This is a genomic window from Streptomyces sp. S063 (assembly GCF_002832675.1).
Taxonomy (GTDB): domain Bacteria; phylum Actinomycetota; class Actinomycetes; order Streptomycetales; family Streptomycetaceae; genus Streptomyces; species Streptomyces sindenensis.
This window is the reverse complement of sequence record NZ_CP021707.1, coordinates 2,626,148-2,647,367: the sequence shown is the minus strand read 5'-3', so window position 1 is coordinate 2,647,367 and position 21,220 is coordinate 2,626,148. Positions and strand designations below refer to the sequence as shown.

Sequence of the window (21,220 nt, the reverse complement as noted above, 5' to 3'; positions counted from 1 at the left end):
TCCTGGTCAACAGAGGGCGGGTCCCCGGGTCACCGGCGCTGACCCTAACGGGTGAACGCGGGGCGCCGGCCGCCCGAACCCGCGACTACGCTCAACGGCCATGCCCACCAGGCCCACCCGCAGGTCCCCCCGAGCCTCCGCGGCGTCCGTGAAGCGGTTCGTCCGCCGGCAGGCCATGCGGGCCGTCTACCGGACCGACCTGCGCCGCCCGCTCGACCCCGACCTCGCGGTCTACGGGGCGTACTGGAACCGGGGCGTCGCCTGCAACCCCGCCGCGATCCACGCCAAGGCCCGCGAACTGGTCCCGCACATCAGGGGTGTGTGGGTCGTCTCGTCCCGCCACCGCGACCGGATGCCGGCCGGGGTGCCGTACGTCATCGAGGGCTCGCGTCCCTACTGGCGGGCCATGGCCACCGCCACCTACCTGGTCAACAACTCCAGTTTTCCCGGTGGTTTCACCAAACGACCCGGTCAGCGCTATCTCCAGACCCACCACGGGACCCCGCTCAAGACCATGGGGCTCGACCAGCGCGCGTATCCCGCCCTCGCCCGGAAGACCGACTTCGACAAGATCCTCGCGCACGTACGCCAGTGGGACTTCAGCCTCTCCGCCAACCCGCACACCACCGAGGTCTGGGACCGCGTGTACCCGGCCCCGGAGGGTGCGTCCTACGAACATCTCGACCTCGGATACCCGCGCAACGACGTCTACTTCACCGCCACCGCCGACGACATCGCAAAGGTCCGCGCCGAACTGGGCATCGCCGAGGGGCAGATCGCCCTCCTCCACGCCCCGACCCACCGCGACTACCGCGACGGCTTCGTTCCCGACCTCGACCCGGAGCTACTGGCGCGCCAACTGGGCTCGGATTACGTGGTGTTGGTGCGCGCCCACTACTTCTACGGGCGGTCCGCCGGGGCCACGGGCCCTATGAGTACGGGGCGGGTCATCGACGTCACCGGGCATCCCCGGGTCGAGGAACTGTGCCTGGCCGCCGACGCGTTGATCGCCGACTACTCCTCCCTGGTCTTCGACTACGCCTGCCTGGACCGCCCGATCGTCGTCCACGCTCCTGACTGGGACGCCTACCGGGCCGCGCGGGGAACCTATTTCGACCTGCTCTCCGGGCTCCCCGGCGACACCCCGGGACCCGTCACCACCACCCCGGACGAGCTACGGGACGTGTTCCGGTCGGGGCGGTGGCGCTCCCCGGAGGCGGCCGCGCTGCGCACCGCGTTCCGGGAGCGGTTCTGCCCGTACGACGACGGGCACGCGGCGGAACGTGTCGTACGCCGGTTCTTCGCCCCGGCCGGGTGACCAGGGGCCGCGCCCGTCACCCGAATGGCGCAAGGCGCGCTCCCCGTGCCGGTTCCTCCGCCCCGCGCGGTCGTTGTGCCCGGCAGTTCGCTCACCCCGTGATGTTGGGAGACGTCCATGCACCGGTCCGCCTACGAGCAGATGGAACTCTGCGTCAAGGAGTATCTGCCCGTCGAAGGGCCCGCATCCGGTCACGGCGCCTACCGGGTCGTCGACCTCGGGTCGCGGATCTCCGGCAAGCAGACCCGCACCCACCGGGCGCTCCTCGCCCGGCACCCCGTCGACTACTTCGGGGTCGACGTCCAGGACGGCCCCAACGTCGACGCGGTGATGAAGAAGCCGTACCGCATCCCCGCCCGCTCCAACAGCGCCGATGTCGTCCTCTCCGGCCAGGCGTTCGAGCACATCCCGTTCTTCTGGGCCTCGATGCTGGAGATCGCCCGCGTCCTGAAGCCGGGCGGGCACGCGTTCATCACCGCTCCCTCCCGCGGCCACGTCCACGACGCACAGGACTGTTGGCGCTACTACCCCGACGGATTCCGTGCCCTCGCCGCCCATTCCCGGCTGGAACTGGTCGAGGCCTACACCGACTTCCCGCCGCAGAAGGGGATCTGGCACGACTACCGGGCCATCGACAAGAAGGCCGCCTACTGGGGCGACTCCGTCGGCGTCTTCCGCAAGCCGCGGCGCTACCCCCGGCTGACGATGTTCGTCGTACGGGAGTCGGCGGTGTGGTGGGCCAACCGGGTCGGCGGTGTGGACGGCGTCCCGCTGCCCCGGCCGGTGGACGGCCGCGACCGGTGCGGCAGGCCCGCCGTCCCCGCCCCCGTACCCGAGCCCGCGTCCGAACCCGCCTCCGTGTCCGCCCCGGCCCCCACTCCCGTGCCCGCCCCGGCTCCCACCTCCGTGTCCGGCCCCGGTACCGCGCGGTAATCAATGGCAGGTTGACGAAAAGTGACATGAGCCGCAAACCGCGCGTACTGTCCCGGGGCATGGCTTGGCGCAACGCCGTCAACGGCGTCCTTCAGCAGCTCACCGGATACCAGCTCAGGCGGGTCCCGGTGCCCGCCGCCCGCACCGCCCCGGCCGGCCCCGCTCCGGCACCGGCGGACCCCGCACCCGCCCCGAAGCCCCAGGCGAAGAAGCCCGCCCCGGCGTTCCCGGCGGACTACGACGACGAGGCCAAGGACATCATCCGCGCGGTCAAGCCGTACTCGATGACCTCACCGGAGCGGCTCAACGCCTTCATCCTCGCCACCCGGTACATCGCCCGGCACGACATCCCCGGCGACATCGTCGAGTGCGGTGTCTGGCGCGGCGGTTCGATGCAGGCGTGCGCCCGGACCCTGCTGTCCCTCGGGGAGACCGAGCGCGACCTCTACCTCTTCGACACGTACGAGGGGATGACCCCGCCCACCGCCGAGGACCTGCGGCGCGACGGCCGGCCGGCGCAGGAACTCCTGGACGCCCAGGGCAAGGACCGGCCGATCTGGGCGGTCGCCTCGCTGGAGGACGTCAAAGCGGGCTTCGGGCAGGTGCCCTATCCGGAGGAGCGCGTGCACTACGTGCGGGGGCGGGTCGAGGACACCGTCCCCGAGCAGGCCCCGGAGCAGATCTCGATCCTGCGCCTGGACACCGACTGGTACGCCTCCACCAAGCACGAACTGGAGCATCTTTACGACCGGTTGGTCCCCGGCGGGGTCCTGTTGATCGACGACTACGGCTACTGGCAGGGCTCGCGGCAGGCGGTGGACGAGTTCCTGGAGAAGACCGGGGAGCGGCTCCTCCTGCTCCGGATGGACGAGGGGCGGATCGCCGTCAAGCCCTGAGGTGAGTCCCTCGCCGTCGTGCCGAGCCCCGTGCCCTCCCGCGCGGGGCTCGAACGCGTCACCGGCGCGCCCCCGGGCGCCCGACTCCGCCCCTCCCGTCACTCGAACGGACCCCCTCGGGTGACCGGCGACCACGGCGCGGGTTGTATCCCATGGCCCCCGGCGGGCCCTTCACGCCCCCGAAGCCCCAGTCCCCGGAAGGATCGTGCGCCGCGATGGCACCCCGTCTCACCGTCGTCGTCCCCCTCTACAACGTCGAGGAGTACCTCGGTGCCTGCCTGACCTCGCTCGCCGAGCAGACCATGCCGGACCTGGAGGTCGTCCTCGTCGACGACGGCTCCACGGACAACGGCCCGGCGCTGGCACAGGAGTTCACGGAACGCGACCCGCGCTTCCGGCTGATCCGGCAGGAGAACGCCGGGCTCGGCGCGGCCCGCAACGCCGGGGTCCGCGAGGCCCACCCCGACGCGGAGTTCCTGACGTTCGTCGACAGCGACGACGTCGTCCCGCCCGGCGCGTACGCCCGGATGCTGGCCGAACTCGACCGCTCCGGTTCCGACTTCGCCACCGGCAACGTCCTGCGTCTGCGGGCCAACGGGGACCTCGAACAGTCCCCGATGTTCCGCAAACCGATGGAGAAGGCCCGCCCGGCCACCCATGTCACCCGGGACTGGATCCTGCTCGGCGACCGCATCGCCTGCAACAAGGTCTTCCGCCGCACCTTCTGGGACGAGCACGCCTTCGCCTTCCCGACGGGCGTGCTGTACGAGGACATCGCGGTCGTCCTCCCCGCCCACTTCCTGGCCCGCTCGGTCGACGTCGTCGAGGAGCCCGTCTACCACTGGCGCGACCGCGACGGCTCGATCACCACCCGGCGGGCCGTCCCCCGGGGCATCCGCGACCGGGTCACCGCCGTCACCACCGTCAGCCGCTTCCTCGCCGAGCGGTCATCCGGAGAAGGAGCGGCCGACGCCGCCGAGGCCAAGCGCCGCTACGACGCCCACGCGCTCTCCGGCGACCTCTGGCTGTTCATCGAGGCCCTGCCGGACGGCGACGCGGAGTACCACGAAGCCTTCATGGAGCACGCCGGCGCCTTCGCCTCCACCGTCGAACCCGACGTCTTCGCCTCGCTGCCCCTGCATCTGCGGGTCAAGTGGCAGCTCATCCGGGAACGCCGGCTCCCCGAACTCCTCGCCCTCCTCGCCGACGAGAGGAAGGACCGGGACACCTTCCACGTACGCGGACTGCTCCGACCCCGCGCCCACCACCCCGCCGTCCGCGCCCCGCTGCCGCCCGCCACCACCGCGCTCACCCCCGCCGATCTGCCCGTCCACGCCCACCTCACCGAGGCCGTCTGGCGGGACGGGCTGCTGCGTCTGACCGGGTACGCCTATGTGCGCAACGCCCCCGGCGGGCCCCCGCGCCTCGGGTGGCTGCGGTCCGGGAAGCGGCTGATCCCGTTGCGGCTGCGCCCCGCCGGCGGCGACGAGGCCACCGCCCGGTCCGGCCGCTCCCTGCACCGGTACGACCGTGCCGGGTTCACCGCCACCGTCGATCCGCGCACGCTCGCCGGAAAGGCGGGCGGAGGCCGTACGACGTGGAAGCTGGAGGCCGTCGTCGTCGGCGCGGGCCGGCCGCGCCGGGGCCCCATGCGGCTCGTCGGCACCCCGGCCCCGCCCGCCGTGACGTACACCGACGAGCGGACCCGTACCGTCCCCGTCCTGTCCGGCAACAAGCTGGAGCTGCGCACCGAACGCGTCGCCGCCGTCCTGACCGGGCAGTCGGCGGTCGAGGACGCCGTGCGCCTGGAGGTGAAGGTCCTCGGCGACGCCGGGCCGGTCGCCCTCCGGCTCACCGAATGGCGCACCAAGGAGGTCCGGGAGTTCGCCCTGCGCGGCTCGCTCGGCTCGCGGGCGGCGGACATCCCGCTCAGCGTGTTCCGGGGGGAGGACGACATCTGGGGCGTCCAACTCATCGGCGAGGGAAATCCCTTGACCGTTGCCGCCCGGTCCGACGGGCCGGACGGGGCCTATGCCCTGCCCGATGGCCGAGAGGTGTACGCGGCTCCCAACCCCTCGGGCGACCTCGTCCTCACCGACCGGGCCGTCCAGCCCGTCGTCACCTCCGCCGCCTGGGAGGGATCGGGTGAGCTGGTCCTCGAAGGGGCCTTCCCCGAGCCCACGGGCGCCGCCCACGAACTCGTCCTGCGCCACAGCGGTCACCAGGAGGAGGCCGTCGTCGGCGTGGAGCGGGGGGACCGCGACGGCTTCCGGGCCGTGATCGCGCCGGCCGCCGTCGAAGGGCCCGGCGGGGCGCTGCCGCTCGCCGAGGGGCGCTGGTACCTCTTCCTGCGCACACCGGGCGAGCGGGACCCCGAGGCGTACCGGCCGGTCCGGACGATCACCTCCCTGCACAGCACCCTGCCTCGCCGACAGCGGCTGGAGGGACGGGACTTCACCCTTCAGCGGCGCTACCACGACCGGCTCGTCCTGGAGTCCGGCAGCGCCCTCCCGGCCGCCGACCGGGGGCCGTACGGGCAGCGCGTCCGGCGCGAGCGGTATGCCGTACTCCGTACCGTCGCCCCGGCCGCGACGCGCCCCGCCGTCCTCTACTCCAGCTTCGACGGCCGCCAGTTCTCCGACTCGCCCCGGGCCGTCCACCGCGAACTCGCCGCCAGGGAACCGGACATCGAGCACCTGTGGGTCGTCCGCGACCAGCAGGCGGCCGTGCCCGACGGGGTCCGGCCCATCGCCCTGCACAGCGCCGAGTGGTACCAGGCGCTGGCCCGCAGCCGGTGGATCGTCACCAACACGCATCTCCCCGAGTGGTTCGAGCGGGCCGAGGGCCAGTGCGTCGTCCAGACCTGGCACGGCACCCCCCTCAAGCGCATCGGCCGCGACCTCGCGGGCACCCCGCACGCGGACGCCGCGTACATGGCCTCCATGGAGCGCCGGTCCGGCCAGTGGAGTGTGCTCGTCTCGCCGAACAGCTTCTCCACCCCCGTCCTGCGCCGCGCCTTCGGCTACGGCGGTGAGGTCCTGGAGTGCGGCTACCCGCGCAACGACCTGCTGTACGCCTCCGACCGGGCCAAGGTCGCCGCCGCCGTACGGGAACGGCTCGCGATCCCCGAAGGGCGGCGCGTGATCCTGTACGCCCCGACCTGGCGCGAGGACCGGCCCCGGAAGGCGGGGAGGTACGCCCCCGACCTCCACCTCGACCTGGAACACGCCCGCGACGTCCTCGGCGACGACCACGTCCTCCTGGTCCGGCGGCACTACCTCGTCGGCGGCAGCGTCCCCGACACCGACTTCGTGCGGGACGTCTCCCGCCACCCGGACGCCGCCGAACTGCTGCTGCTCAGCGACGCGTTGGTGACCGACTACTCCTCGATCATGTTCGACTTCGCGCAGACCGGCCGCCCCATGATCTTCCACACCCACGACCTGGCCCACTACCGCGACACCCTGCGCGGCTTCTGCTTCGACTTCGAGCACCGCGCCCCCGGGCCCCTGATCCCCGACTCCGCCGGGATCGTCGCCGCGCTCCGCGACCCGGACGCGGCCACGGCCGGGCACCGGGAGGCGTACGAACAGTTCCGGGAGGCGTTCTGCGACCTCGACGACGGGACCGCCGCCGCCCGGGTCGTGGACCGGATGCTCAAGGGGGAGCGGGCATGAGCGACGTCAGCTGTGTGATCACCGGCGGCGGGGACGGCGAGGGCCCGGGCGGGGCCGACGCCCTGCGGGCCTCCGTGGAGTCCGTCCTCTGCCAGTCGATGCGCGCCACCGAGGCTCTCGTCGTCCTCGCCTCCGCCGCCGACCCGGCCGTGCGCACCGCCGCCCGCGCCCTCGCCGCCCGCGCCCCCGAGCGGGTCCGCCTCGTCCACGCCGACCCGGCCGCCCGCACCACCGGGGCCCTGCGCAACGCGGGTCTCGACGCGGCGACCGGCCGGTACGTCCTGGTGCTCGGCAGCGGCGAGCGGCTCCAGCAGCACGCCTGCCGCAACCTCTGGCAGACGGGCGAGACCAGCCGCGCCGACCTGATCGCCGGCCGGTGGAGCCGGATCACCGACGAGAGCGGCAAGGAGCGGGAGCCGTCCTGGCAGGCGGAGCTGTTCGCCCGCTCCCGCACCCTCTCCCGCTTCACCGAGGCACCCGAACTCGTCGTCAGGGACGCCCTGGTGACCGGATTCTGTCTGCGCCGCGAGGCCGCCCGGCGGCACGGGCTGCGGTACGAGGAGGACCTGGCGCACGGCGAGATCCTGTTCGGCCCGATCGCCGCCGCGTCGGTCGGCCGGATCGCCCTGGTCCGCCGGCTGATCGTGACGGGCCGTGCCGACCCCGACCGGGCCCGCGACCTCGTCGCCCTGGTCGAGGCCCACCGCCGGGTCGCCAACACCCTCATCGCCCTCGGGCTGCCCGAGCTGCGCGAGGAGCGGGAGAAGGCGTTCCACCGGGATCATCTGGTGCCGCTGGTCCGGTCGTTCCCCGCGCTGCCCGCCGTCCGGCGCGACCGGGTCGCCACCACTGCCGCCCGCACCCTGACCGGGCCCGTCCCGCCGGAGCTGCCGCCGCTGGAGCGGGTCGCCGTGACCCTGCTGGGCCGGGGCGACGCCGAAGAGGTCCTCGCGGCGGCCTACGCGCTGAGCCGGCCCGCCACCGTGTGCGCGCCGCTGACGACGGGCGCGGACGGACGGGTCACCTGGGGCGGGGAATCGGAGGCGCCCGTCGCCGACATCACCGAACTCGGCCACCAGTACCGCCGGTTCGGAGAGATGCGGCTGATGAACCGGCTCACCCGCTGTGCCGCCGCCGACCACGGCCGCCTGCTCCTCGAAGGCCGTCTCGTGCTGCCCGGGCACACCGGGCCCGCCCCCGGCGCCCCCCTCGCCGCCACCCTGGAGTTCCGGGCCCGGGGCGGGGCGCGCGCCGTCGCGTTCCCGGCCGAGGTGGTCCGGCACGACGGGACCGGGATCACGTGGCGCGCGCGCGCCGACGTCGCGCGCCGCCTGCGCCCCGTCGGCGTCCGCGACACGGCGTGGGACGCGAGGCTGATCGTGGAGGCCGACGGGGTCCGGTCCGTCAGCGACCTGTTCGCCCCGCAGGATCAGGTGGCCGGAGCGGTCCGGTTCCCCGCGCGGCCCCGGCTCGGGCGGCTCGCCGGGGACACCTGGGAGCCCTACATCACCCTCAAGGACCACTTCGCGCTCCGGCTGACCGCCCGCCGCCGCCCGGCCCGCACCGCCCACCGCCTGATCCGCTACGCCACGCACTTCCGGCCCGCCCGCAAGGCCAAGCTCATCGTCCGCGCCCTGCGCAAGCGCCTGGACCGCTACCGCTCCCGCGGCTTCAAGGCCCCCGCCTACAACACCTGGCTCACCCGCCTCCCCGTCCGCCGGGGCTCCGTCGTCTTCGAGAGCCACATGGGCACCTGCTACGGCGACAGCCCGCGCGCCCTGTACGAGGAGATCCGCCGCCAGGGCCTGAAGCTCCACGCCACCTGGTCCTACGACCCGTCCCCGGCCGGTTTCCCGCACGACGCCCGCCTCGTACGCCGCTGGTCCTGGCGCTACCTGTGGGCGCTCGCCCGCGCCGAGTACTGGGTCGACAACCAGGGCTTCCCGCAGCAACTGCGCAAGCCCGACCGCACCACGTACCTCCAGACCTGGCACGGCTCCGCGTACAAACGCATGGGCTTCGACGAGACCCGCGTACGGCTCCAGAACGCCCCGCAGCGCGAACGGCTCCAGCGGGCCGTCGACCGCTTCGACCACTTCCTCGTCCGCTCCGAGCACGACGTGACCACCCTCGCCCGCGCCTACCGGCTGCCCGAGGAAAGACTCCTGCGCACCGGCTACCCGCGCAACGACGCCCTGATCGCGGAGCGCACCCGGGCCGAGACCGAGGGAAGGCTGCCACGCCCGCCCCTCGCCGCGGAGCTCGGGCTCGACGACCACAAGAAGACCGTGCTGTACGCCCCGACGTTCCGCGGCGGCCCGGGAAAGCAACGCAAGGCCAGACTCCTGCTGGATGTACGGGAGTTCGCGGAGCGGTTCGGCGACACCCACACCCTGCTGGTGCGGGCCCACTACCTGGAGTCGGCCCGGCTGCCGGTCTGCCCGCCCGGCACCGTCGTCGATGTCTCGCGCCACCACGACGTCAGCGAACTCCTCACCATCACCGACGTGCTGGTGACCGACTACTCCTCCATCATGTTCGACTTCGCCCTCCTCGACCGGCCCGTCGTGCTGTTCGCCCCCGACCTGGAGACGTATGCGGCCGAGCGCGGCAGCTACTTCGACCTGCGGGAGCAGGCCCCGGGACCGGTGACCGCGACCCAGGAGGAGCTGTTCGCCGCCCTCGCGGAACTGAAGAAGTCCGACACCCGGTACGCCGACCGACGTCGCGCCTTCGCCGAGCGGTTCGGCGTCCACGACCGGGGAGACGCGGCCCGCGCCACCGTCGCCGCCGTCTTCGGGCCCACCGCCTCCCGGGGCGTCCGCGACACCACCGACCACGACCGGGGGGCCGGCCGATGAGCCGCGACATCTTCATCGTCTCCAACAGCACCGACGAACTCGGCGGTGTCACCGGCTGGATGCACCAGACCGCCCGCCTCTTCGCGGGCCAGGGCCACCGGGTCCACACCATCGGCATCCACGCCTCCGACCTCAAGATGACGCTGCCCCGGCAGCCCGAACACCCGGTCACCGCCCTCTACCCCGCCCACCCCCCGGCCCCGTGGACCCCCCACGGCGTCCGCGACCGCTTCCGCATCCCCGCCCGGCGCAAGGAAGCCGCCCGGGCCGCTGCCAAGAAGCGGGCCGTCGGGCGGCTCTCGGAGCTCTTCGCCACCGCCCGGCCCGGCGCCGTCGTCATCGTCACCCAGGTCTGGGCGATGGAGTGGGTCGGGGAGGCCGACACCACCGGTCTGCGGGTCATCGGGATGAGCCACGAGTCCTACGACTACTCCCGCGCGAGCCACCGCTACCGCTGGATCAAGAACCACTACAAGGACCTCGACCACTGGCTCGTCCTCACCGAGGAGGACGCCGACCGGTGGGCCGGGGACGGCATGAACAACGTGGGCTTCCTGCCCAACGCCCTCTCCCGGCTTCCTCTCGTGCCCTCCCCGCGCACCGCGAGGACCGTCGCCAGCATCGGCCGGCTCACCGACCAGAAGGGCATCGACCTGCTCCTGGACAGCTGGGCCCTGGTCGCCCCCGCCCGCCCCGACTGGACACTGCGCGTCTACGGGGCGGGCGAGGACGAGGCCGCGCTGAAGGAGCAGTGCACGGGCCTCGGCCTCGACGGCTCCGTGGAGTGGATGGGCCGCACCGACGACGTGGAGCGGGCCCTCGCGGACGCCTCCGTCTTCGTCCAGTCCTCCCGGGGCGAGGGCTTCCCGCTGGCGCTGCTGGAGGCGATGGCGAGCGGCGTGCCCTGTGCCGCCTTCGACTGCGCGCCCGGCGTCCGCGAGATCGTCCGGGACGGCGAGGACGGGCTCCTCGCCCCGGCCGGGGACGTCGCCGCCCTCGCCGACCGGCTGCTGCGGCTCACCGGCAACCCCCGGCTGCGCGACGCGATGGGCGCGCGGGCCCGCTCAGGCGTCCAGCGGTTCTCCGAACCGGAGACCCTGCGCCGCTGGGAGGAGCTGTTCGCGTTCCTGGAACGCTGATCCCGCCCGGGCGGCCGTCGGGGTCAGCCCCCGACGGCCGCCCCGGCCCCGTCCTGCGCGGGCAGGGCCGCGGGCGTCCGGCGGGCCGAGAACGGCACCGGCAGCGGCAGCCCGTCCGTCTCCCCGAGGAAGACCCGCCGCACCACCCGCTCGGCGGCGTACCCGTCGTCGTACGGACAGAACCGGGCCCGGAACGCGGCCCGCAGCTGCGCCGAGCGGGAGCCCCGCCAGTGGTCCGTGGCGAAGATGTCGAACAGCTCGTCCTGGCTCCGGGCGACGACGCCGGGCGGGAACGCCGTGATGTCGAAGTACGTGCCCCGGGCCGCCTCGTACGCCTCGATGTCGTCGAGGTGCAGCACCACCGGGCGGTCCAGGTTGACGTAGTCGAACATCAGCGAGGCGTAGTCGGTGAGCAGGGCGTCCGAGGCGAGCGCCAGCGTCTCCACGGACCGGTGGGCGCTCACGTCGATGATCCGGGGATGCGGCGCCCGGCCCCTGCCTCCCGGACCGGCGGGACGCGGCGCCCGGGCGAGGATCACGAACTGCGGGCCCAGCACCCGGACCAGCCGCTCCAGGTCCAGGGTGGGCCGCTGGACCCGCCGGTAGTCGCGGGACACCGGGGCGTACAGCAGGGCCGTGGCCCCCGCCGGGATGCCCAGCGTCTCGCGCAGCCGTGCCACATCGGCCGGCCCGGTGCGGTGGTAGACGTCGTTGCGCGGCGAGCCGTACTCCAGCGTCGTGTACGCGGACGGATAGGCCCGTTCCCGTACGAGGGTGGAGTGCGGGTTGGCCGAGAGGGAGAAGTCCCAGGAGTCCACCGAGCGCAGCAGCTCGTCGAAGTCGGTGCCTCGGGCGGCGGCGGGCCGGTCCAGCAGATCGGTGCCCTCGGTCCGCAGCGGCGTGCCCTCGTGCGTCTGGAGCAGGGTCTGGCCCCGCCGCTTGACCAGCCCCCGGTCGAAGGACCCGTCGTTCACCAGATACGCCGAGCGGGCCAGCGCGGCCCGGTGGGCGAAGGTACCGGGTGCGAGATGCCGGGTGCCGGTCGGCACGGTGTGGGCGTCGACCGGCCGGCAGATCCAGGCCGTCCGCACCCCCGGGACCAGCTCGCGGACCTTCGCCTCGATCGCCGCCGGGCTGCCCGCGTACCCGCCGCCCCGGGCGGTGAACACCGCGTCCCGGGTGCGCAGCGGCAGCCGCAACTGGATCCGGTAGTGCGCCCGCAGTGCCGCGCCCCGGACCGCCCGGCGCAGGGCCGCCGCCCCTTTCCGCAGCCGGCCGCCGAGGCGCCGGGCCTCCGACAGGGCCCGGTAGGTGCGCCGCGCGCCGAGATGCATCAGACCGTGCCGCAGCAGGGCGCGGCGGGGAGCCGGGGCGCCGGGGGTGTGGTGGCGGCGGCAGGAGGCGGTGGCCCGGCGGAAGAACGCGGCGCGGCTGTGCAGCGGCAGCCGGTCCCGGGAGGCGAACAGCGCCGAGAAGTGGTCCAGCATGCGACGGAACATCACCGGTCGCCACAGGGCGAGTTCGGGGCGGGAGTCGATGAACGCGAAGACCCGGTCGTACTGGTCGAAGACGTCGAAGTGCTTCTCGCTGGTGGTGGAGAGGATGTTGCCGCGCCGCCGCTGCCGGTAGGAGACGCAGACCGCGTCCAGCACGGCGATCGAGTCGGCCGCCATCAGGACGGGGTAGGTCCAGGGGGTGTCCTCGTAGTAGCCGGGCGGGAAGGTGAACCCCTCGGCCTCGACGAACGCGCGGCGGTACGCCTTGTTCCAGACGACCATGAGGAGTTGCAGCAGCTCGGGGCGGTCGGTCAGCCGGAAGCGCTCGGGGCCGCTCTCGTCGAGATGGGCGGCCAGGACGTTGCGGACGCTGCGGCCCGTCCAGTACGTACGGGCGTAGTCGTACATCAGGACGTCGGGCCCGCCGGTCGTGTCGATCCGGTCGGCGATGGTCTGGAGGGCGTCCGGCAGCAGGGTGTCGTCGCCGTCGAGGAAGATCAGGTAGTCACCGGCCGCCCGGCCCATCCCGGCGTTGCGGGCCGGGCCGAGGCCGATGTTGCGGGGCAGGTGCAGTGCGGTGACGCGGGGGTCCCGGCGGGCGTACTCGTCGGCGATCGGTCCGCAGGCATCGGGGGAGCAGTCGTCGACCACGATGACCTCGTAGTCCTTGAAGGACTGGGCCAGCACGGAATCCAGACACGCGTGCAGATACGCCTGGACCCGGAATGCGGGCACGATGACGGAGAACCGGGGCACTACACATCCATGGGTCGATCGTTCGCGGAAATCCAGGCAGAGCGCAAACGTCGGATGGAATGACAGGGTTACGCCGGACGTGGCAATCGGGGGACCCGGACGCGGAAGCGGCCCGGTTCCGGGGAACCGGGCCGCTCCGTGTTGACGTACAGCCGTACGTTTTCGGCCGGGGCGCCTTCGAGGGCGTACGGCCGTGCGGTGCCGCCTACTTGACCGCACCCGCCATCACGCCGGAGACGAACTGCCGCTGGAAGGCGAAGAACACCGCCAGCGGGATCACCATCGACACGAACGCGCCGGGTGCGAGCACGTCGATGTTGTTGCCGAACTGGCGTACCTGCTGCTGGAGCGCCACGGTGATCGGCGGCGACTCGGAGTCCGCGAAGATCAGCGCGACCAGCATGTCGTTCCACACCCACAGGAACTGGAAGATCCCGAGCGAGGCGATCGCCGGACCGCCCAGCGGCATCACGACCCGCGTGAAGAGCCGGATCTCGCCCGCCCCGTCGAGCCGGGCGGCCTCCAGGAGTTCGCGGGGGATCTCCGCGAAGAAGTTCCGCAGCAGGAAGATCGCGAACGGCAGGCCGAACGCCGTGTGGAACAGCACCACCCCGAGCGTCGTCTCGAAAATCCCGATGGTGCCGAACAGTTCGGAGACCGGGATCAGCGCGACCTGCACCGGCACCACGAGCAACCCGACGACCAGCAGGAACAGCCAGTCCCGGCCGGGGAAGTCCATCCAGGCGAAGGCGTATCCGGCGAACGATCCGATCAGCACCACCAGCACCGTGGAGGGCACGGTGATCATGATGGTGCTGCCCAGCGAGCCGGTGATCGTCGAATTGTCCAGCAGCCGCTGGTAGTTCTCGAAGGTCAGCTCGGACGGGGCGGTGAAGATCTTCCACCAGCCGGTCGCCGCGATGTCCTGCGGACCGCGCAGCGAGGACAGCAGCAGACCGATCGTGGGCATCAGCCAGAACAGGGCGACCAGGACCAGGAAGACCCGCATCACCCCGCCACCCGCGCGGGCGGCGATCCGGGCTCCGAGGGACTGCTCGGCCTTCGGCGCTTCGGGGGCGCCGCCCGTCTTCCGGGAGACCGCCTTCTGGCGGCCGATGCGGGCGGTGTTCACGTCCGGTGCGCTGCTCATCGCCGTCCCTCCTTCCGGATCCGGCGGATGTTGACCAGCATCACCGGGATCACCAGCAGCAGCAGAAGCACCGCGATCGCGCTGCCGATCCCCAGGTCCGCGTCCGTGCCGAACGAGGACCGGTACAGCTGGAGCGCCAGGACGTTCGCGTCGTCCTGGGAGGAGCCCGGCGCGATGATGAACACCAGGTCGAAGACCTTCAGCACGTTGATCATCAGCGTCACCAGGACCACCGCCAGCACCGGCGCCAGCATCGGCACCGTGATCCGGCGGAACACCTGCCACTCGTTGGCCCCGTCCACCCGGGCCGCCTCCAGCAGTTCGCGCGGCAGCCCGGCCAGCCCGGCCGCGATCAGCACCATGGCGAACCCGGCCCACATCCACACGTAACTGCCGATGATCCCGGGCGTCACGAGGGACGGGCCGAGCCAGTCGACGCCGTTGTACGGCTCGCGGAAGTTGTCGGCCGGAAGCTGGAGTTGGGCCCCTTCCGCCGAGGCGGGCAGGGTGAACACCCCGTCCGCCCCCGCGGTCGCGGTGGCGACGACCTCACCGTCCTTCACCGCCTCGACCTTCAGGCCCTTGAGCCCCAGCTCCTCCGGGTCGACGACGTTCGGCTTCCCGCCGCCGCCCCGGGTGAAGTCCAGCCACGCCGTGCCGGAGATCGTGTCCCCGGAGGCCGCGGGCGCGCCCTCGGCCGGCCGCGCGTCGCCCGGCATCTTCGCCGGGGCCACACCGACCAGCGGCACCCGCAGCGGCTCACCCGCCCGGATCGGCTCCTTGGACAGATACGTCCCGCCGACCGCCTTCTTCAGCGGGTGGACGGGCAGCGGGCGGGCCTTCGGGAAACCGGCGGACTCGTTGAACGTGTCGTGCACGCTCACCGCCACCGCGTTGGCGACCCCGCGCTCGGGGGCCTGGTCGTACACCAGCCGGAAGATGATGCCCGCCGCCAGCATCGAGATCGCCATCGGCATGAAGACGATCAGCTTGAACGCGGTGCCCCAGCGGATCCGTTCGGTCAGCACCGCGAAGATCAGCCCCAGCGCGGTGGCGACCGTCGGGGCGAAGACCACCCAGATCGCGTTGTTCTTCACCGCCATGAGGATCGTGTCGTCGGTGAACAGAGAGATGTAGTTGTCGAACCCGGCGAAGCCCGTACCGGCCTGGTCGAAGAACGACCGGTAGACCGAGTACCCGATCGGGTAGAGCACCAGCGCACCGAGCAGCACCAGCGCGGGCAGCAGGAACACCGCCGCGACGACCCCGCGGGTGCCGGTCACGTTCCGGCCGGGCTTCTTCGGGTCGGGGGACGGGTTCGGACTCGTGTCGTCGGCGGGGGGCGCCGCACCGGCGCCCCCCGCGGTCGCTGTCGTCACGGCGTCAGCTCTTGTACGCCTTGACCGCTTCGGACTCCAGCTTTTTCTGGGTCCCCGCGATGTCCTTCGGGTTCTTCAGGAAGTCCTGGAGGATCTTCCACTCGCCCGCCCCGGGCGTCCCGCCGAACGACTGCGGGGCCTGGTCGGACATGTCGAACCGGACGGCGTCGCCCGCGTCGATCAGCGCCTGCGCCATCGTGCGCTGCACCTCGTTGGGGTACGCCTTCAGGTCCAGGCTCTTGTTCGGGGAGATGAACCCGCCCGCCTCGGCCCAGATCTTCGCAGCGTCCGCCGACGCCAGCCAGGTCAGCAGCGCCTGCGCGCCCTTGCTGTCCTTCAGCGCCACCGCCGCGTCTCCGCCGGTCACCACGGGCGAGTCCGCGCCGACCGCCGGGAACGGGAACACCTTGGCGTCCGTACCGATCTTCGCCTCGGTCTGCGCGATGTTGACGGCGACGAAGTCACCCTCGAAGACCATCGCGCCCTTGGGCTGGTCGCCCCCGGTGAAGGTCTGCGTCACCGAGGCCGGGAACTCCGTCTGGAGCGCCCCGTCCGCCCCGCCCGCGATCAGCTCCGGCTTCCCGAACAGCTCGGCGAGCGTGGTCAGCGCGTCCTTCACGGACGGGTCGGTCCACGGGATCTCGTGCTTCGCCAGCTGGTCGTACTTCTCCGGGCCCGCCTGCGAGAGGTAGACGTTCTCGAACCAGTCGGTCAGCGTCCAGCCGTCCGCGCCGCCCACCGAGACCGGGGTGACGCCGGAGGCGCCCACCGTCTCGGCGGTGGTCAGGAACTCCTTCCAGGTCTTCGGCTCGCTCGCCCCCGCGTTGTCGAACGCGGCGGCGTTGTACCAGATCAGGGACTTGTTGGCGGCCTTGAAATACACCCCGTACTGGGTGCCGTCGACCGCCCCGAGGTCCTGCCAGACCTGGGCGTAGTTCTTGTCGAGCTGGGCCTTCGCCTCGGCGCCGACCGGCTTGGCCCACTTCTTCGCGGCCGCCTGCTGGATCGCGCCGACCTGCGGGATCATCGCCACGTCCGGCGGCTGCTTGCCCGCGATCTTGGTGCCCAGGAAGTTGATGATCGGGTCCTGCGCCGGGACGAACGTGACATCCGCGCCCGTACGCTTCTCGAACTCGTCCAACACCTTGGTGAAGTTGGCCTGCTCGGGTCCGGTCCAGACCGCGGCGACGGAGACCTTCTCCCCGTCCAGTTTCGGCAGCTCCACCGTGGCTGCGCTGTCCGTGCCCTTGCCGGAGTCGTCACCCGTCTTCTTCTTGCCGTCGCCGTCGCCCCCGCAGCCGGTGAGCGCCAGAGCGCCGACCGCCGCGAACACGACTGCGGTCCTGCGTATCGAGAAGGTTGTGCGCATTCCTGCCCCGTCTCTTCCGTACGGGCCCGGCCACCTCGCAGGCCCGGACCACGTCGTCCGTGCGCACAGTCCTACGCCCGGCGCACGGGCCCCGCAATACCGCCGGAGGTCCCAACACGCCGATCGTGATCGCCTCGTGACGTCATGTCAGGGCATGTCGGAAGCCTGCCCGGGCAGGGGAAGGGGCGGGTTCCCCGGAGCGGCGCCCGATGGCGTCAGGTGGTGAACGGCACCAGCGCGGGCAGCCGTTCGGCGTTCACCGAGCGGGCAGCGCGTTCCAGGGCGCTGGCGAGCAGCGCGAGGTCGGTCGGCCCGTTGCCCAGCTCCCGGACCGGGCGCCGGGTCGGTGGATCGCCCATCCGCTCCCACTCCAGCGGGACGACCGTCGGCCGGAGCGTCGCCGTACGCGGGATGCGGCCGGTGACCCTGCCGCCCTGGAACGGCGTCACCCGGCCGTCCGGATGCCCCAGCCTGCCCCGGCCGGGGGCCGGTTCGTCCGGGGAGGGCGGCAGCGCCGGCGCGTCCAGCACGATGCGCAGCCGGGCTCCCCGGGCCAGCTCGGTGTCCTCGGTGCGGTCGGGGCGCGCGGAGGTGGCGACCAGGTGCACCCCGAGCCGTCCGCCGTCCCGGGCCACGGCCTCCAGCGCCCGCACCACGGAACCGGCGGCGGGCCGGCCGGGTGAGCCGAGCGCCGGGGCGACCAGCGCGTCGAAGTCGTCGGCGAGGACGACGAGGCGGGGCAGCGGGGACGGGCCCGGGTCCGCGGAGCGGGCGGCGGCCGGGCGCAGCCGCAGGGTGCCGCTGGCCGGGGAGTCCAGATCGCCCCGGCGCTCCGCACCGCTCGGCGGACGCTGGCCCACGACGCGGGGGGCGGGCCCCCGCTGGGCCTCCTGCTCTCCGAAGCGCTCGTGCCAGGCCGCGAAGTCCAGCTCGCCGAGCAGCTCGGCGCGCCGCTTCAGTTCGCCGCCGAGCGCCTGCGCGAACTCCCGCATCCGGACCGGGTCGGACGCCACGAGGTGGGTGAAGACATGCGGCAGCTCCGTACAGGGGAGCAGGCCTTCGCCGCGCTCGCCCTGTTCGCCGCCGGAGCCGTCGACGAGGAGGATGCCGAGCCGATCGGGCCGGGCCGCGGAGGCGAGCGAGGCGGCGACGGCCCGGAGCAGCTCCGTGCGACCGCTGCCCGGGGGCCCCTCGATCAGCAGGTGCGGGCCCTCGTCGGCGAGATCGACACTGAGGGGGCCCCGGGGGCCGGCCCCGAGGACGAGGACGGGCCGGCCGGCGTGGACGGTGGCGGGGGCGGCCCCGCCGGAACCGGACGCCGGGGTGGTGGCGTCGCCCCGCTCCCGGGCATCGACGCCTGCCTCGGAGCCGGAGCCGGAGCCGGTCCCCGCACCGCGCCCCGGTCCGGAACGCTGGGCGCCCAGGTGGGGTGTGCGCTCGGAGTCGCGGGAGTTCGCGCGAGGGTACGGCGTACGGCCGGAGTCGCGGGTGTCGAGCGAGGGGTACGGCGTACGGCCTGAGTCCCTGGAGGTCAGGGGCGGGTACGGGGTGCGGCCCGGGTCCGGGGCGCCTGCGGCCGGGTACGGCGCGCGGCCGGAGTCGTGGTGCGGGGAGGCCGCCGTGCGCTGGGGGCCGACGCGCGGGCCCGCGCTGAGGGTGCGCCCGGAGTTGGGGCTGTCCAGTTCGGTACGAGGCTGAGGCGCGGCGGCCGTCCGGGGAGCCGAAGCGCCCGGCTGGGCCTCCGCCGTGGACGCCCAGCGGGCCATCAGCGACGCCGGGGTGGCCCGGGCCAGCCCCAGCTCGTCCAGCAGCCGGGCGGACGGCGGCAGCGCCGCGGTCGTCGGCCGGCCCGCCAGCGCGGCCGAACCTTCCTCGCGCAGCGGCGCGAGCGCCCGCCCGAACCGCTCGGCCCAGGCCGCCGACACCGCGTCCACCGCGGCCACCGTCCCGTGCCCGGCGGCCTGCCCGCCCGCCGTACGCAGCAGGCGCAACGCCGTGGCGACGTCGCCGCTCAGCATCGCGACGGCCCCGCACTCCCGGAAGGCGATGGAGCCGCGGCAGGCGGCCTCGTACGTCGCGGCCACCGGTGAGGTGGGGGAGGCGGCCGGGGTCTCGGCCAGGCAGATCAGATGGATCCCGGCCGCCGCGCCCGCCCCGGCCAGCCGCGCCGTGGTCTCGCGCAGGAACGCCGTACCCGGGTCGCCGTCCAGGACGACCACCGTGTGCGGGCCCGTGTGGGCGCGGGCGGCCTCGGCCACCGCCGCCCGGTCCAGATGCGGCCAGCCGGGACCGAGGGGGCCCTCGTCGAGGCGGCGCACCAGCTCGGCCGCACGGGCCTCCGCCTGCTCACGGTCGTACGCGAGGAGCAGTCGGCAGTCCTGCCCGTGCGTCGGGCGCAGATGCGGCAGCCACCCCAGCCAGGACCACTCGCGTCGCCGCTCCTCCAGCGTGCGGGAACGGTCCGTGGAGATCAGGACGATCTCCAGGTCGAACGGCGAGTGCAGTGCGGCGAGCTGCGCCACCGTCGCGCGGGCCAGACCCGCCAGCCGGGCGCGCGGACCGGCGAGCCCGAGCGAACCGGCCTCCCGCAGCCCCACGGTCACCGGCACGGCGGGCACCTCGGCCCGGTCGGTCGTGCCGAGCCGCACCACCAGGGCCTCCGGGTGGGTCGGGTGGCGCTCCCAGAGGCGGGGCCCCGGTCCGAGCGCGGTCAGCAGCACGGCCGCGGGGTCCGGCCAGGTGCCCTCGGGGGCGGAGGGCAGCGCGGAGAAGGGGGAGCCGGGGGAGGCCGGTGAGGAGAGGTGCCCGGCCCCGGACGGCCCGCCCACCGGATCGGCGGACCCGCCCGGGACGCCCGAGGAACCCGCGGCGGAGCCGGGCCCGCCGGAGCCCCGCGCCCCGGAGTCGTGGGCGCCGGTTCCGTACGGAGGTGATCCGTGAGCCGCCCGGGTGCCCGGAACGGCCGGAGTGAGGGCAGGCCCGTACGCGTCGGCTCGCCGGGCGGCTCCGGCCGCCGGGCGCGCTGTCTGCTCGCCCTTCGCACCGCCTTTGAGCCGCCTCGCCCAGGCCCCTATGCCGCGCCGGGGCGACGGAGCCTCGGCGGACTCCTCGCCGCGGGCGTGGGTGTCGCCGCCCGTGCACGCGGACGGACCGGCCTCGGCGTGCTCCTGCCAGGAGGCCGCCTCGTCGAAGGACGGCTCCGGGTCCCCGTACGCCCCGGAGGGCCCCGAGGAGGCGAACGGGGACGGGGCGGGCGTGCCGTGAGCGGGGCCGGGGGCCCGGCCGCCCTGGTCGGACGCGTGTGCGGCGAGGGGCGCGCCCGTGTCCCGGCCCGGGGCGGCCGCCCCCGTCTCGGCGCGGGCCACCCGCAGATGCCCCTCACCGTCCGGGGCGGTCGTCAGCGTCGCCGGACGGGAGCCCGAGGTGAGGCGGAGCGTGGATTCGCCGAGCCGCAGCAGCGCGCCGGGGGTGAGGCGGACCGGCCGCTCACGCACCTCGACGCCGTCCAGCGAGGTGCCGTTCGTCGAACCGAGGTCGGCGACCGTGACCCGGCCGTCGTCGGCGACCGACACCGCGCAGTGCAGCCGGGAGACGTCCGGGTCGTCCAGCGGAACGTCCGCGTCGGCGGAGCGGCCGATCCGGATCTGCCCGCCGTGCAGCAGGTGGACACCGCCCGCGTCGGGGCCCGCGACCACATGGAGCTGGGCCGGAACGGCGTCGTCCGTCGCCTCGTCCTCGCCGGGGACCTGGAGCGAGAGGACCGCGCCGTCCACCAGGGGCGGCTCGCCCAGCGCGATGCGGTGGCCGTCCAGCCGCTCCCGCCCGGCGAAGAGCACGACCGCCCCGCCACCCAGGGAGCTCTCGGGCCCCGACACGGCGGCGGCCAGCTGGGAGGCCACGGCGGCCAGCGCCGTCCCGGCGGGTGCGGTCACGAGCACGTCGCAGGTGCGCGCCGGGGTCTGGCCGCTGCGCGGCGCGAGGACGGTCAGCCGGATCTGCATCGCCGTCAGCGGTCCCTTCTGCGCGGGGTGCCCGGCAGGGGAAACGCCCTGTGATTCCCCCCACCCGGCACGGACACGTCGTCCGTACAGGTCGTCACGGACCGTGGGACTCCGAGTCCACAGATCCGTGCTGGAGGCATCCTCGCACCTGCCGCTGACAACACGCCCGGCGGTCACCTTTAAATGATCTTGAATGGTCGGCTGTGGGCGCAAAAGTGTCTGCTTGCGTCCGGATCCCGCCGCTC

General features: G+C 73.6%; 11 protein-coding genes. 6 read left to right on the top strand and 5 right to left on the bottom strand.

The annotated features are described in order from the left end of the window. Positions 1-100: 100 nt before the first annotated feature. The 6 genes from CCZ36_RS11920 to CCZ36_RS11895 all read left to right on the top strand — a co-directional run bounded on the left by CCZ36_RS11920 (position 101) and on the right by CCZ36_RS11895 (position 10,824). The gene (locus CCZ36_RS11920) at positions 101-1,318 is read left to right on the top strand and encodes a CDP-glycerol glycerophosphotransferase family protein (protein ID WP_164873497.1); all 1,218 of its coding nucleotides are present in this window, start codon (positions 101-103) and stop codon (positions 1,316-1,318) included. A gap of 117 nt (positions 1,319-1,435) precedes the next feature. Further along, on the top strand, positions 1,436-2,251 hold the full coding sequence (locus CCZ36_RS11915) for a methyltransferase domain-containing protein (protein ID WP_128817618.1): 816 nt from the start codon (positions 1,436-1,438) through the stop codon (positions 2,249-2,251). Positions 2,252-2,277: 26 nt separating this feature from the next. Beyond that, a complete protein-coding gene (locus CCZ36_RS11910) occupies positions 2,278-3,147 on the top strand; it encodes a TylF/MycF/NovP-related O-methyltransferase (RefSeq protein WP_176734687.1) in 870 nt (289 codons plus the stop codon). A gap of 215 nt (positions 3,148-3,362) precedes the next feature. Continuing rightward, a complete protein-coding gene (locus tag CCZ36_RS11905; RefSeq protein WP_128817617.1) occupies positions 3,363-6,824 on the top strand; it encodes a bifunctional glycosyltransferase/CDP-glycerol:glycerophosphate glycerophosphotransferase in 3,462 nt (1,153 codons plus the stop codon). Then, positions 6,821-9,685: a bifunctional glycosyltransferase/CDP-glycerol:glycerophosphate glycerophosphotransferase gene (locus tag CCZ36_RS11900; protein WP_128817616.1), complete on the top strand. Its 2,865-nt coding sequence runs from the start codon at positions 6,821-6,823 to the stop codon at positions 9,683-9,685. The genes CCZ36_RS11905 and CCZ36_RS11900 overlap by 4 nt, the downstream gene beginning before the upstream one ends. Beyond that, entirely contained in the window at positions 9,682-10,824 is a 1,143-nt protein-coding gene (locus CCZ36_RS11895; RefSeq protein WP_128817615.1) for a glycosyltransferase, read from the top strand. The genes CCZ36_RS11900 and CCZ36_RS11895 overlap by 4 nt, the downstream gene beginning before the upstream one ends. Before the next feature lie 23 nt (positions 10,825-10,847). Here the strand turns inward: CCZ36_RS11895 and CCZ36_RS11890 are convergent, their stop codons facing one another. From CCZ36_RS11890 to CCZ36_RS11870, 5 genes are all read right to left on the bottom strand, one after another. Continuing rightward, on the bottom strand, positions 10,848-13,076 hold the full coding sequence (locus CCZ36_RS11890; protein ID WP_128817614.1) for a bifunctional glycosyltransferase/CDP-glycerol:glycerophosphate glycerophosphotransferase: 2,229 nt from the start codon (positions 13,074-13,076) through the stop codon (positions 10,848-10,850). A 205-nt stretch (positions 13,077-13,281) separates the two neighbouring features. Beyond that, the gene (locus tag CCZ36_RS11885; protein WP_128817613.1) at positions 13,282-14,226 is read right to left on the bottom strand and encodes a carbohydrate ABC transporter permease; all 945 of its coding nucleotides are present in this window, start codon (positions 14,224-14,226) and stop codon (positions 13,282-13,284) included. After that, positions 14,223-15,509: a carbohydrate ABC transporter permease gene (locus tag CCZ36_RS11880; RefSeq protein WP_128819449.1), complete on the bottom strand. Its 1,287-nt coding sequence runs from the start codon at positions 15,507-15,509 to the stop codon at positions 14,223-14,225. The genes CCZ36_RS11885 and CCZ36_RS11880 overlap by 4 nt, the downstream gene beginning before the upstream one ends. Positions 15,510-15,609: 100 nt before the next feature. Continuing rightward, positions 15,610-16,974, bottom strand: a complete 1,365-nt coding sequence (locus CCZ36_RS11875; protein ID WP_069744185.1) for an ABC transporter substrate-binding protein — start codon at positions 16,972-16,974, stop codon at positions 15,610-15,612. Between the two features lie 215 nt (positions 16,975-17,189). Further along, positions 17,190-20,975, bottom strand: a complete 3,786-nt coding sequence (locus CCZ36_RS11870) for an FHA domain-containing protein (protein WP_128817612.1) — start codon at positions 20,973-20,975, stop codon at positions 17,190-17,192. Positions 20,976-21,220 lie beyond the last annotated feature (245 nt).

Bases quoted from the DNA above. Each gene is read 5' to 3' on its own strand.
- CCZ36_RS11875 (WP_069744185.1), bottom strand. From the start codon at position 16,974: ATGCGCACAACCTTCTCGATACGCAGGACCGCAGTCGTGTTCGCGGCG.
- CCZ36_RS11895 (WP_128817615.1), top strand. From the start codon at position 9,682: ATGAGCCGCGACATCTTCATCGTCTCCAACAGCACCGACGAACTCGGC.
- CCZ36_RS11920 (WP_164873497.1), top strand. From the start codon at position 101: ATGCCCACCAGGCCCACCCGCAGGTCCCCCCGAGCCTCCGCGGCGTCC.
- CCZ36_RS11900 (WP_128817616.1), top strand. From the start codon at position 6,821: ATGAGCGACGTCAGCTGTGTGATCACCGGCGGCGGGGACGGCGAGGGC.
- CCZ36_RS11885 (WP_128817613.1), bottom strand. From the start codon at position 14,226: ATGAGCAGCGCACCGGACGTGAACACCGCCCGCATCGGCCGCCAGAAG.
- CCZ36_RS11910 (WP_176734687.1), top strand. From the start codon at position 2,278: ATGAGCCGCAAACCGCGCGTACTGTCCCGGGGCATGGCTTGGCGCAAC.
- CCZ36_RS11870 (WP_128817612.1), bottom strand. From the start codon at position 20,975: ATGCAGATCCGGCTGACCGTCCTCGCGCCGCGCAGCGGCCAGACCCCG.
- CCZ36_RS11915 (WP_128817618.1), top strand. From the start codon at position 1,436: ATGCACCGGTCCGCCTACGAGCAGATGGAACTCTGCGTCAAGGAGTAT.
- CCZ36_RS11905 (WP_128817617.1), top strand. From the start codon at position 3,363: ATGGCACCCCGTCTCACCGTCGTCGTCCCCCTCTACAACGTCGAGGAG.